Source organism: Exiguobacterium sp. PvP048 (assembly GCF_040549175.1).
In the GTDB taxonomy this organism is placed as follows: domain Bacteria; phylum Bacillota; class Bacilli; order Exiguobacteriales; family Exiguobacteriaceae; genus Exiguobacterium_A; species Exiguobacterium_A artemiae.
Map to the genome: position 1 here is coordinate 542,413 of NZ_JBEPSU010000002.1, position 13,616 is coordinate 556,028.

Sequence of the window (13,616 nt, forward strand, 5' to 3'; positions counted from 1 at the left end):
GATGAAACACAGCCGATTAACGTTTTTTTTGTCATGTAAAGCCATTTTGAAGATTATTAAGCCAGTATTTGGAATTAGTTAAGCAGGTTAAATAAGACGGATGTCCGACCTATACAAAGTCACTATAAGCTACAATGAAAGCGTGTTAAATTAGTTGAGCAGTCATTTATACTTAGGGGGAAATCAGATGAAACAAGTCACAAAAATCGTCATTGCCAGCACGTTGATCGCACCGATGCTTGCACCCGTCATTCAAGTCAAGACACTCGCTGCCGATAACAGCGTCGTCAAACTTCGTTTTTTAGAGACCACTGATTTACATACAAACTCAATGAACTACGATTACTTCAAGGACGCGCAAGATGAGACGATTGGTCTTGTCAAAGCGGCAACCGTCATCAAACAGGAACAAAACGTCGTCGGCGAAGCCAACAGCTTCGTATTCGACAACGGGGATACGTTACAGGGGACACCATTCGGCGATTACGTCAAAAATCAGTACGACAAAGGCAACAAAGGGAAACACCCGATGTACGAGCTGATGGAATACATCGGTTATGACGCCGTCACACTCGGAAACCATGAGTTCAACTTCGGACTCGACTTCCTGAAGTCAGCGATGAAAGCCTCAAGCGGCGAAATCAAATTCGTCAACTCGAACGTGCTCGATGCCGTTACGAAAAAGCCGATCGTGTCTGAGTTCAACACGGACGGCAAGGATTACCAAATCATCGAACGTCAAGTCAAAGACCAGAACGGTCAGATGAAAACGGTCAAAGTCGGTGTCTTCGGAGTCGTTACACCACAAATCATGGCGTGGGACGCCGGCAATCTGACAGGCAAAGTGACAGCGGAAGATATCGTGCCGGTCGCTAAAGCAACGGCGAAGAAATTAAAAGACGCCGGTGCTGACGTTGTCGTCGCACTTGCGCACACAGGAATCGGTGATACACCGGATCAAAAAGACGGCGATGAAAATGTTGGATACGCGTTGACAAAAATCGCAGACATCGATGTCTTGATGACAGGTCACCAGCACGGGAAGTTCCCGGACAAGACATCAGCATTCAACAACTTGCCGAACGTTGACGCAGCAAACGGTCTTATCAACGGGAAACCGGTTGTCATGGCGAACACACAAGGGAAAAACGTCGGTGTCATCGATCTTCAATTGAAGCAAGACGGTGACAAGTGGGTCGTCGATACAGCCGGATCAAAACTGGCAGACGTCACGAAAGATACAGTGGCTGATGCCGGTGCCGTCAAATTGATTGAAAAAGCGCATGAAGGCACACTCGCTTACATCCGCCAGCAAGTCGGAACGATCAATGACGACATCCAAAGCTTCTTTGCGCTTGTTCAGGATGATGATTCCGTCCAGTTCGTCACGAATGCTCAAAAATGGTACGTCGAAAAACAACTCAAAGAAAATGCGGATCTCGCTCAGTACAAAGACTTACCGCTCTTATCTGCCGGCGCACCGTTTAAAACAGGCGGGCGCAATCAAGTCAATGCGTCTGACTATACGTTGATCAAAAAAGGTCCGATCGCGTTGAAAAACGTCGCCGATCTGTATGTCTATCCGAACACACTCGAAGTTGTCAAAGTGACGGGTGCCGACGTCAAAAACTGGCTCGAAATGTCAGCCGGTCAATTCAATGAAGTGACAGATGCGAAAACAGATTTGTTGAACAAAGACTTCCGCAGCTACAACTTCGATATTCTCGATGGTTTGACATACGACATCGATATCACGAAACCGGCGAAGTTTGACTATAACGGGGTGGTCGTCAAGGAAGACGCAAGCCGCGTTCAAAACATTAAGTACCAAGGCAAGGAAATCAAGGACAATCAGGAGTTCCTTGTCGCTACCAACAACTACCGAGCCGGCAGTGCGACTTTCCCGGGCCTTGGTCAAGGAAAGAAAATCGTCTACAAATCGGCTTATGAAACACGCAACGTCATCTCGGACTTCATCAAAGCAAAACAGCCGGTTGATTATCAAGCGGACAACAACTGGTCACTCGTTGCAAGTAAACCGATTACGGTCGACTTCGATTCAGCCGAAGCAGCAGCAGACTACACGAAACGTTATGAAGGCATCACGAACACAGGGGAAAAACGTGCCGGTGAGACAGGAACGTTCCTGAAGTTCAAACTCGACGTGCCGATGAAAGACTTCACGGTCTCAGCAAAAGCAGTCAAACCGGGTGCAAAAGTCGTCACAGGACAAGCCGTTCCAGGTGCGAAAGTTACGGTCAAACTCGGTGACAAAGTCCTTGGAACAGCAACAGCAAACGAAGCTGGTCAATACGAAATCGTGACACGTCCGCTCAAATTGCGCGACAAGTTGACGGTCGTCTCAGAACTCAGCTTCATGAAAACAGAAACAAGCGTTACTGTCGGAACAGGTGTCGTGGCGACGCCGGCCATCGACAAGAAGTCAGCCGTCTACGGTTCGACGGTCTTAACAGGAAAAGCGACAGAAGGACTCGATGTCACGCTTTATAAAGGGTCGACAAAAATCGCGAAAGCGAAAACGACGGCAAGCGGCTTCAAGATTCCGGTCAAAAACGGTCTGATGACGGGTACGTACACAGTCAAGTCGACGGACATCTCAAACAAAATCACGAAAAAAGCGTCATTTACAATCAAAAATACGTATCCGGTCAAAAAATGGGCGGGTAAAAAGACATTGACGGGCAAAGTGGAAAAACGTCAAATTGTCCGCTTGTTCGAAAAAACAAGCAGCGGCTACAAATTGATTGCCCAGGACGTTGCCGACAACCACGGCAACTACGTCCTGAAAATGCGGACAGGTCTTGCGACGGGTTCATACAAAATGAACATCTACACAGCATCGGACCGTCTCGATCAATCGCGTTACTTCATCACGAAAAAATAAGACAACAAACCAAAACGGCTTCTCATGTGAGAAGCCGTTTTGGTTTTGCGGAAAAAACTGGCATACTAGTTAAGAGGGGAGAGGATACCATGCGGCAAGTCATCGTCACACCATATCAGTCGTCCTGGCCGGAGGCGTTTCAACAGGAAAAAGAGCAGTTGGAGACGATTTTCGGCGGCCGTCTGCTTGCGGTCCATCATATCGGCAGTACATCGGTTCCGGGATTATCAGCGAAACCGATTCTCGATATCCTGCCGGTCGTCGATTCACTGGACGGGATCGAAGCTTTTGACACGGCGATGGAACAGATCGGCTATGAAACCAAAGGGGAGTTCGGGATGTCGGGTCGCCGCTATTACCGAAAAGGCGGCGACAACCGGACACACCATATTCATCTCTATGCGGACGGCAATCCGGAAATCATGCGCCACGTCGTCTTCCGGGATTATTTGCGGCAGCACCCGGAGGAAGTCGAAGCCTACAGTACAATCAAAGAACGCCAGGCACACCAGTATCCGGAAGACATCAGCGCCTACATTGCCGGCAAGGACAGCTTCGTCAAAACGATGGAGCAGCGGGCACTGGCCTGGTGGTCACAATGACGGACTGGCAACAGGCACTTGACCGGCATGTTGGTGTCGGGGTCCGGACGACCCGTGCGTTGATTCAACTGATTCAGCCGGAGGACTGGGATAAACGTCCGATTCCCGGCAAACGGTCCGTCTATGAAGTCGCGGTCCATCTCGCAGTCCTACTCGAAGCCGATTTACGGATCGCGACCGGAGCGACGGCGGACGAGATGGCACAGTTTTATGCCGCTCCCGTGCCGTCCGGTCAGCTGATTGACCGGCTGGACCAATCGTGGCGGTATTATCAGGATCGGCTTGAGAACGGCTTTGCGGCGGAGACGACCTACTGGGGCGTCTCTGACAGTTCGACCGGCTGGCTGCTGGAAGCAGCTGTCCACTTGTACCACCACCGGTCACAATTGTTCGATTACTTAAACCTGCTTGGGTATGACATCCAGCTGGATTTGTTTGAATAGGAGAGGATTTTAATGGAACGGATTGTAGATACGGCAGACGGCCGGTTCGATACACGATTGACCGGGAAGGGAAATGTCACGTTCATTCTCGATCACGGGATGATGTCGAGTCATTACCAGTGGGGTTGGCTCCGCGGGGAATTGTTGAAGCAGGGACGAGTCTTTGAATATTCCCGGCTTGGTTACGGCCGATCGACCCGTGGTAAAACGAAACGGTTGTTTACGCAACAAGCGGACGAACTGGAACGAGTTTTGGCGTTGCTTGGGATTAAAGGTCCGTTTGTCTTCATCGGGCATTCGCTCGGCGCCTATATTTCGCTTGAACTCGGACGCCGCCGACCGGACGAGACGGCAGGGATTGTCCTGCTTGATCCGTCGCATCCGGAAGTCGATGCGGAACTGCCGAACTGGTACGAGCGGACGCAAGAAGAGTGGAACCGCTTTTTGTATGTCTTAAGTCATGTCCGGCCACTCGCCTGGCTGATTCCGGATGATCTCGGAGCGCGAATGTTCACGAGTCTGCCGGAAGCCGACCGGATTCCGATGTGGCGGAACATGGCGCGGAAAAATCACTGGCGGGGGACGCTGGATGAGTGGCAGGCGGTCGAAGCGAACAATCAGCACGTCCTGGAAGTCGTCGAGCATATTACGCCGCCGGTTCTGGTATTATCCGCATCGGACTGGGCCGGCGGAATGCCTGAGAACTGGCTGAATCCGGAACTGACGAAGCGGATTAATGCTGCGCATGAACGGTTTGCCGCCAGTTTGCCGGACGCGGCATTCCACGTCATTCCAAATACGAATCATTACACGATTGCCGGTTTTTCAGAAGAGGCTGCGACAACAATCGTCAGCTTGATCCGAAACGCCTTTTTTAAATAAGTTTGACCCAAATACCCCGTTTTCATGACGCGTCGAGAGCCGTCACGGAAGCGGGGATTTTATAATGTTGTGAAACAGCAGTTGACAGTCTAAACCGGAACGATTACTATTTAAAACGTAATGATTCCGATTTAAAAAGGAGACTGTATATGAATCCGATTCCGATTACCGTCTTGTCCGGCTACCTGGGTGCCGGCAAGACCACTGTATTAAACCATCTGTTGAATAACCGCCAAGGACGCAAGCTTGCCATCATCGTCAACGACATGAGTGAAGTGAACATTGATGCCGTGTTGATTGAACAAGGCGGCTTTTCACGGACGGAAGAATCATTCGTGACGCTATCGAACGGTTGCATCTGCTGTACGCTGCGGGACGATTTGTTACTCGAAGTCCGGCGTCTCGTTGATCAAGGCGATATCGATGGCATCGTCATTGAATCGAGCGGGATCTCGGAACCGATTCCGGTCGCCCAGACGTTTACATATCATGACGAAGACAGTCAGATTGATTTGACGGAAACGACGAAAATCAATGCAATGGTGGCGGTCATCGACGGCTATCGTTTTCTGAAAGACTTTGAGTCCGGTGAATCGTTGATTGAGCGGCAACAGGCAGTCGACGAGACGGATGTCCGGGAAGTCGTCGATCTCCTCGTCGATCAGGTCGAGTTCGCGGATATCATTTTGCTGAACAAGATTGATCGGTTAACAGACGAGGAGAAACATGATGTCATCGGCTACTTAAAGGCACTCAATCCGATTGCCAAACTGATCGAGACGACCCACGGGCAAGTCGATCCGGCTGAGATTCTTGACGTCAATCTGTTTGACTTCGAACAGGCGGCAGCAAGCGCCGGCTGGATCCGTGAGCTGAATGCTGAGGAACACGTTCCGGAAACAGAAGAATACGGCATCAGTTCGTTTGTCTACAAGCGGGATATTCCGTTTCATCCCGAACGGTTGCTCGCCTTGATTGAGGCCTGGCCGGAAGAAATCGTCCGTGCCAAAGGCTTTGTCTATCTCGCGACGCGCCCGGAAATCGCCTTGCTGTTCCACCAGGCGGGATACGCCTCGAACATGGAATATGCCGGACGTTTTGAATCGGTTGCGGATCGCCGGACGGAACTCGTCTTGATCGGCATTAGTTTTGATCAGCAGACACTCGAAGCGAAGTTTGACGCCTGCCTCGTTCAAGAGCATGAAACGGATTGGGCCAGCCTGAAGGATCCGATTCCGGGACGCGAGATGTATGACATGAATTTTTCAAAATAGGTCAACTTTTCAAGAAATCACATCCGTGGTTTCTTTTTTTGCTATATTTTTAGAGAAGACAGGGAAATAGAAGAACAGAGTACGTTACAGAGGGGGAAATCTAGTGCGCAATCGGATTTTACAATTCGCGCTCGTGTTTTTGGTTGCCGGTGGAATCATTTGGGGACTATATCAATTAGGTTATTTATTTTATGTCCTGACGATTTCCGCGACCGTCGTACCCTTGGCCGTCATCATGATCATTTTCATCGAAAACCGGACGGCGGAGTCGACGATTGCCTGGTTTTTAGTTTTGATCTTCTTACCGATTCTCGGTGTCATCATATGGATGATGTTCGGGCGCAATCCGCGCCGCCGTCGCCGGAACAGGCGGTCGCACGATGAACGGATGTTGCTCAAACAAGCGATTCGTCCCGTCCGGTCGCTCGCGGTCAGTGAGTTGCCGCCGAATCACCTGAAGCTTGCCAATACGATTCGCAACTTTGGCGGCGGTGGGGTTGATGTCCATACAGCCAGTCAAATCCTGACGAACGGCAATGAGACGTTCCCGGAAATTCTCCGGATGATTCGCTCCGCCAAGCACCATGTCCACATCCAGTACTACATTTACCGGAATGACGAGACCGGACAGGCGATCCGGGAAGCTCTGATTGACCGGTTGAACGCCGGAGTCGAAGTACGGTTCATGTTTGACGGGCTCGGCAGTTACATGCTTGGCGAAGGTTTTTTGAAACCGCTCCGGGAAGCCGGGGCGAAGATTGCCGCTTATGATCCGATTTCGAGTCCGTTGTTCATCTTCACAGCGAACTTCCGCAATCATCGGAAAATCGTTGTCGTCGACGGTAAAATCGGTTTTACCGGTGGTCTGAACGTCGGCGACGAGTACGACGGCAAAAGTAAGAAGTTCGGCTTTTGGCGCGATACGCACTTGCGGCTGGAAGGACGGGCCGTCAAGGAGTTGCAGGCGACATTCCTCGATGATTGGCTTTACGCTCATCTCGAAGGCAGTGATACGTGGGAGACGTTTGCCGGCGAAGGGGCAATCGAACATTACTTCCCGAAACACGATGTCGAGTCGGACGGTGCGGTTCAAGTCGTGACGAGTGGACCGACCTCAAAAGATCCGGCGATCCGGAACGCGTTGATTGCCGCCATCATCTCGGCCCAGCGCTCAATCTGGATTTCGACGCCGTATCTGATTCCGGATAACGAGACGATGACACTGCTCCGTCTTGCGGCCCGTGCCGGACTGGACGTCCGGATTCTGACACCGGGTAAGGGAGACAGTTTTACGTCCTACTACGGAACGCGTTCGTACTTCGGTCCTTTACTGAGTGACGGTGTCAAAATCTATACGTACAACCGTCATTTCGTACATGCGAAGTTGTTTTTGGTCGATGGAAAGATTGCCGTCGTCGGAACGGCGAACATGGACATCCGCAGTTTCGTCCTGAACTATGAATTGATGGCCTTTATGTATGATTCCGAGAGTGCCGCCCGGCTCGAACGCGATTTCATCGATGATTTCGATGTCTCGATTCAGTTGTCGTCGGCGGATTATGTCAAGCGGCCGATGCGGTTCCGAATCTTTGAGTCGTTCTCCCGTTTGATTTCACCATTGTTGTGATCCAAAGCGCACCACCCTTTTTTTCAGGGGTTTGGTGCGTTTTTTGATTAGTTGTGACTTGAAACGGGAACAACAACTCTTATACACTAGTAGTGTAATCGGTTGCACATTCATTTTTGGAAGGAAGTGACAAGGGCGTTCGCGTCCTGATCCCGTATGCGCACAATTGACGAATCCCATTTTTATACCCGAGACATGAAACCATTGGCACGACCGGAAGCGATTGTCCAAGGAGACACTTACCGCTTCACCGTTCTCACCAGTCGTCTGATTCGACTCGAGTACGCAGCAGACGGACGATTTGAAGATCGTCCGACTCAAACCGTCTGGAACCGCGATTTTCCGGTCCCTTCGTATCGAATCGTCGAGGATGAGACGGAACTGCAAATCATTACGGAACACGTCCATTTGCACTATACGAAAGGACCGTTTGCGTCGAATACGCTGTACATCGACGTCCTTGGGAACTTCAGTACGTATTACAGCCGCTACACGTATGGCGGACCGCTCCGGACGCTCAAAGGAACAGCACGGACGCTTGACCATGCCGACGGTGAGATTCCACTCGAAGAAGGAATCATCTCCCGCCAAGGGTACGCCGCGATTGATGACTCGGCGTCGTTCGTCCTGACGGAAGATCATTTCGTCGAACCCCGTCAAGAAGGGGCGCAGGACATCTATTACTTCGGTTACGGTCACGACTATAAACAGGCACTGAAGGATTTTTACCGCCTGACCGGTCCGACACCGATGTTGCCGCGGCAAGTCCTCGGAAACTGGTGGAGCCGGTACTGGCGTTATAACGAAAAAGAGTATAAGGATTTGATGACCCGCTTCAAGACGGAAGACGTCCCGTTTTCGGTCAGTGTCATCGACATGGACTGGCACGTGACGGATATTCCGGAGAAATACGGCAGCGGCTGGACCGGCTATACGTGGAACCGCGATTTGTTCCCGGACCCGAAAGGTTTCCTGCAATGGTTAAAAGATGACGACCGGATGGTGACGCTCAACCTGCACCCGGCCGACGGTGTCCGTGGGTTTGAGGAAGCGTACGAAGCGATGGCAGTCGCGATGGGGGTTGATCCGGAAACGGAAGACCGGATTCCATTTGATTTCTCGGACCGTGAGTTCATTGAAAACTACTTTACGAAACTGCACCATCCGCATGAAGCCGACGGCGTCGATTTCTGGTGGATCGATTGGCAGCAAGGCGCCAATTCGAAGATGAAAGGGCTCGATCCGCTCTGGATGCTCAATCATTATCATGCACTCGATATCGCGCGCGACGGTAACCGTCCGTTGATCTTCTCCCGCTATGCCGGTCCCGGCAGCCACCGTTATCCGGTCGGTTTCTCAGGTGATACGCTGATTTCCTGGGCGTCGCTCAAGTTCCAGCCGTATTTCACGGCGACGGCATCAAACATCGGCTACGGCTGGTGGAGTCATGACATCGGCGGTCACCAGCGTGGGGAAAAGGACGACGAACTGTCGACGCGTTGGTTACAGTACGGGGTATTCAGTCCGATCATGCGTCTGCACAGTACGATGAGTATCTTCAACGGGAAAGAGCCGTGGCGTTATTCCCTGGAATCGGAACACGTCATGAAGAAATACCTCCGTCTGCGTCATCAGCTCGTCCCGTACATCTATACGATGAACGCCCGCAATCACTTTGACGGATTACCGCTCGTTTCGCCGATGTACTATGAACATCCGGAAGACGAACTGGCCTATGCCGTACCGAACCAGTATTACTTCGGGACGGAGCTGATGGTCACACCAATCGTCGAGCCGATGAATCCGAAGCTCCACGTCGCCGCGACGACGGCCTGGCTGCCGGAAGGGGACTGGTTTGACTTCTTCACCGGTCACCGGTACTCGGGCGGCAAACAGATGCGTCTGTTCCGCAAGCTCGAAGATCAAGGCGTCCTTGCGAAAGCCGGAGCCATCGTTCCGCTCGGTCAACACCTCGAACACTCGAACGCACTGAACAATCCGGAGCATCTCGAACTGTTGGTCTTCCCGGGCGCCTCGAACCAGTTTACGTTGTTTGAAGATGATAATGTCGGTGTCGCACACCGCGACGGGGAAAACGTCGAGACGTCATTCGAACTCGACTGGGCGGCCCGGACGTTGACGATTGCCACACCGTTCGGCAAACGCGAGCTGTTGCCTGAGAAACGCGAAGTGACGTTAATTCTCCGTGGAGTCAACGAAGGACACGTCTCCCGGGACGGCGAAGTGTTGCCGAGCCGGTATGACCATAAAACCCAATCATTGTCGGTTGATCTCGGCGAAATCGGGGAGACACAGGTGCTGTCACTCCAGGTCGACATGTCGACGAACGATAACCGGATGGAACGGTTGTATACGTTCCTCGACCAGGCAGAAATCGGGTACGACTTGAAAGACCGCTTGTACCGGTTGCTGTCGCAACGACTCGATCCGGTCAATATGATGCATCAGTTACAGGCGCTTGATCTTGAGAAAGATCTCGTCGACTGTCTGCTTGAGATCATGTTGTTCTAATACAAAGCAAGGTAGTGCAAGCTCTCACTCTCTTTTCATCCGCTTTCCTCAGGAGAGACACAAGCCAGTATTCGCGAGTTTTCCAAAACCGCGAATCCGGGTCTTGTTTGTCTCTGACAGCGCAGGCTTGGCTGCGCTTTTCCCTGCAGGAGTCGGATGACGAGTGAGCTGAAAAAACAGTCGACCAAAAAGGTGTTCTTCCGCAACCTGCGGAAAGAACACCTTTAGTACAATCATTTACGTTTTAATTTCTTCGCCTTCAGCTTCATATCCGGATACGTGATCATCGGACTGTCGTCGACGGTCAGACGAAGGTGGTTCGGTTCCCCTTTTGAGGTGATGCCGGAACAGAACAGGATACCGGCATACTGGTCAAACAGCTTTTCATAAGCCGGCAAATGGTGCATCAGACGGCCGGGCGATCCCCAGCCGCACAAGACGACACCGTTTGTTTCCTTGACCCGGCGTAACGTCTCTTCGATGAACTCATAATTGATTTCGTCGAAACTGGCTTGCGCGAACGGCAGATCTTCACTGACGAGCAGGTCCGGCATCAGGCTGATGATATCGTATTGTTTGATCGGACCTTCGACATGTTTTTTCATCAAGTTGTAGGCACGCTGCGTCGTCGTACCGGATAAAAAAGCATCCGTCGTCCGCGGCGTGTAAATCAGGGCGGCGATGTGTGCGCCGTCCGTGACGTCGTCAAAGATGTAACTCCGTAAATAGCGTTTTGTTTTTGCTTCGTCAAACGTCGTCTGGACGCGGATTGACGATTCCTCAATCGTCAAGGACGAACGATCGGGCTGTGTCATGGTGGTGCCTCCTTTTAGTTGGTCAAACGTAAGCTGATGCGAAGGAGTTGGGCAAGTGTCTGTTTTTTGAGATCGAGATCGTTCGCATCAATCGGCTCGATTTTTTGTTGATAGGCATCGTATTGGTTGAGGACGTCAATGACATACTGTTCACTGCGATTGTATTCAAACAGGGCAGTTTCAAGCGTTCCTCGGTCCGAATTTTTCGTGACGTCGTGCTGATTGAGGTACTTCGCGGCCGTGTGTGCGCTGTCCGTCAAATCCGTCGGATCGGCTTTGCCGTCTCCGTTTGCATCGACACCCAGTCCACCGTATTGTTTGATGGCTTCCGGATCGGTTAAATCAATTCCGTCATGCTCGATGTCGCCAAGTGACGTTCCGCCTTCATATCCCCATCCGACCCATGTCTTCGGCATGAACTGGAAAGGGCCGATTGCACCGACGGAAGACTGCATGGCGGACGATTTCGAGAAGATGGTCTCGACGCGGTGAATCGCGGCAAGTAACTTCCAATCGACCTCGTAGCGGTCACCGGCTTGTTCGTAGATGTCGATATTCTCGGCTGGGACACCGTACTGTCCATAATAGGTGCGATACAGCTCATTTTGGACACGTTCCCGGTTTTGCCAGTAGATGATGCTACTACCGATGAGGACGATCAGTACGAACAAGATGCTTAATCGAAAAACTTTTCGCATATTGTTCTCTCCTCTTTCTGTGATTCCACTGAATGGTATCATATTTCGCTAGCGGCTAATAGTTTTTTTGTAAAGTCCGTTCCAAGGCAACGGTGAGAGCGGTCACATGTGTGAAGAACGAGCCGGACAGCCGGTCGAAATCCTTCGTCCAGTACGGGTGTTTGCGATTAAATTGGCTCGGAACTGGGAAAGAGGTTGTTAATTACTGACATCGTCAAAGCAAGCGAAATTTGATAGACTGAATGTCAGATGAAGTCATCGTTCATTTTTAAGATTTTGACGGTTGCAGGAATCGTCGATTGGCTTGTAAAATGAAGAGGTAAACGCTTACACATCAAAGGAGATGGACGAAACCATGCGAACGATCACTTCCACTGGCGAACGAAAGAAAACAAGTTGGACTCTGGATATCGGGAGTCAACCGAAGTTGATGATGGATGGACTGACGGAGAAAGAAACAGATCAAGAACAACGGATCATCTTCGATCACTTTTACATTCCGACGACGGCTACACTGATTTTTCGGTTCAAGGAGCGTTTCCCGAACCATCTCTGCGAAAACGGGTATGATGTGTATGGAGCAGCAGCATTTGATGAACAGGTCGTCGAACTGATTTCGAACTGGTTCATCGAACTGGTCACCGTCTTGACGGCCATTCAACGCACGAAAGGCATCCAGCACTTTTTGATTGAGGGCGGAGTCGCCAAACGGACGGATTTCCTTCCGACCGTGCGCCGGACCTGCCGGGCACTTGAATCAACGATTGATATCGCATAATTCCTTTTGACCGACGGCATACGCCGTCGGTTTTTTTTGTGAACAGCAAAACGATCCCCTTCATCGCCGAAACAGATGGGGGGACCGTCATTAAAAAATGATTTTAAAACTAACGAGGAAAAGACTTCCCCGTAGTCGAATGCCTTACATAGGGTTCGAGAAGCTTTTTTCAGCCGCCCGACATGCCCGGAGCAAGGCATCTTTGAAGAACCGGTCTTCCTGCGAGGCGAGCAAACGTGTTGCTTCCTCGTCACCGCGTAAAGACTTACCGAGCATCTGGATGACTTTGACCCAGCGCCGGACGTGATCGAGCTGTGGACGACCCATTGCGACGTAGACCGTAAACCAGTCGTTCTGATCACGGCGGATCATCCGTTGGAAGAGTGATTTCGCGAGATCGACTTCTTCCGTTGACGGGACAGTCATCGTCTCGAAGTACTGGCGAAGCGAAGCGATGGCCGTAACATAAGCTTCTTTTACGTCAGCGGACGGTTGGTGTTTTCCGTAGTCGGACGTCGACAGGTGAATCAAGGCCGGTTTCTTTTCGATTCCGGTGATCCAGGCGGACATCGTCTTGCTACTTTTGATGGCTTGACGGTTCGCGACGGGCAGTTTCGCCGTCACTTGGCCGACCTTGCCGATGACGTTGACTTTTCCGTTACGTTCCTGGACTTCCGTCACGGTCATTTCGACCGTGTCGCCCATCTCGAACGGGATGGTTTTCGGTTGCAGTTTTTCACCGGCCGTCAACGGCGCACGTTTGCGGATCATCCGTAACGCTTCCTGCTCCATCCGGTCGTCGAGCGACCAAAGATGTTCCGGAGGGACGTTTCGGAACCGGCGGCGGCGCACTTTGATGTATTGATCGAGGGCGTCGGCAGCCTGATCCCGGGACATCTCGCCGGTAGCGACCGGTCCGATGATGTCGCGCAATGTGATGGATTCGAGTCGTTCCATGATTCCTTCGAATGGAATCAGCTCCATCACGTAGAGGCTGCTGACGACGAGTTCACATTCGCGGGGCGTAAGAGGGCGTTTGGCCATAAATTGACTTCCTTTC

General features: G+C 51.4%; 11 protein-coding genes. 8 read left to right on the top strand and 3 right to left on the bottom strand.

Annotated elements, in window-relative coordinates; genetic code table 11:
- The first annotated feature begins 187 nt into the window (after nt 1-187).
- The 7 genes from ABIC15_RS07225 to ABIC15_RS07255 all read left to right on the top strand — a co-directional run bounded on the left by ABIC15_RS07225 (nt 188) and on the right by ABIC15_RS07255 (nt 10,265).
- Nucleotides 188-2,905, top strand: coding sequence for a bifunctional 2',3'-cyclic-nucleotide 2'-phosphodiesterase/3'-nucleotidase (locus ABIC15_RS07225; protein WP_354020246.1), 2,718 nt, complete (start codon nt 188-190; stop codon nt 2,903-2,905).
- An 89-nt stretch (nt 2,906-2,994) separates the two neighbouring features.
- Nucleotides 2,995-3,507, top strand: coding sequence for a GrpB family protein (locus tag ABIC15_RS07230; protein ID WP_354020247.1), 513 nt, complete (start codon nt 2,995-2,997; stop codon nt 3,505-3,507).
- Nucleotides 3,504-3,950 (top strand): DinB family protein, encoded by a 447-nt coding sequence (locus ABIC15_RS07235; RefSeq protein WP_354020333.1) that lies wholly within the window; start codon nt 3,504-3,506, stop codon nt 3,948-3,950. Before ABIC15_RS07230 ends, ABIC15_RS07235 begins: the two co-directional genes overlap by 4 nt.
- 12 nt (nt 3,951-3,962) lie before the next feature.
- Complete coding sequence (locus ABIC15_RS07240) at nt 3,963-4,832, top strand: alpha/beta fold hydrolase (RefSeq protein WP_354020249.1); 870 nt, start codon at nt 3,963-3,965, stop codon at nt 4,830-4,832.
- Between the two features lie 149 nt (nt 4,833-4,981).
- On the top strand, nt 4,982-6,106 hold the full coding sequence (locus ABIC15_RS07245; protein WP_354020251.1) for a GTP-binding protein: 1,125 nt from the start codon (nt 4,982-4,984) through the stop codon (nt 6,104-6,106).
- Between the two features lie 103 nt (nt 6,107-6,209).
- Entirely contained in the window at nt 6,210-7,733 is a 1,524-nt protein-coding gene (locus ABIC15_RS07250) for a cardiolipin synthase (protein WP_354020253.1), read from the top strand.
- 195 nt (nt 7,734-7,928) lie between these two features.
- Entirely contained in the window at nt 7,929-10,265 is a 2,337-nt protein-coding gene (locus tag ABIC15_RS07255; protein ID WP_354020255.1) for a glycoside hydrolase family 31 protein, read from the top strand.
- Between the two features lie 233 nt (nt 10,266-10,498).
- Here ABIC15_RS07255 and ABIC15_RS07260 read toward each other — a convergent pair whose 3' ends face one another.
- Nucleotides 10,499-11,080 carry a DUF1643 domain-containing protein gene (locus ABIC15_RS07260; protein WP_318930058.1) on the bottom strand — a complete coding sequence of 194 codons (582 nt, stop codon included), beginning with the start codon at nt 11,078-11,080 and terminating at the stop codon, nt 10,499-10,501.
- A 14-nt stretch (nt 11,081-11,094) separates the two neighbouring features.
- Nucleotides 11,095-11,778 carry a lytic transglycosylase domain-containing protein gene (locus ABIC15_RS07265; RefSeq protein WP_012370142.1) on the bottom strand — a complete coding sequence of 228 codons (684 nt, stop codon included), beginning with the start codon at nt 11,776-11,778 and terminating at the stop codon, nt 11,095-11,097.
- Between the two features lie 355 nt (nt 11,779-12,133).
- Here ABIC15_RS07265 and ABIC15_RS07270 point away from each other — a divergent pair, with 355 nt between their 5' ends.
- Entirely contained in the window at nt 12,134-12,556 is a 423-nt protein-coding gene (locus ABIC15_RS07270) for a hypothetical protein (protein ID WP_354020258.1), read from the top strand.
- A 144-nt stretch (nt 12,557-12,700) separates the two neighbouring features.
- On the opposite strand, the gene ABIC15_RS07275 is transcribed toward ABIC15_RS07270, so the two are convergent.
- Nucleotides 12,701-13,600 (bottom strand): hypothetical protein, encoded by a 900-nt coding sequence (locus ABIC15_RS07275; RefSeq protein WP_354020260.1) that lies wholly within the window; start codon nt 13,598-13,600, stop codon nt 12,701-12,703.
- Nucleotides 13,601-13,616 lie beyond the last annotated feature (16 nt).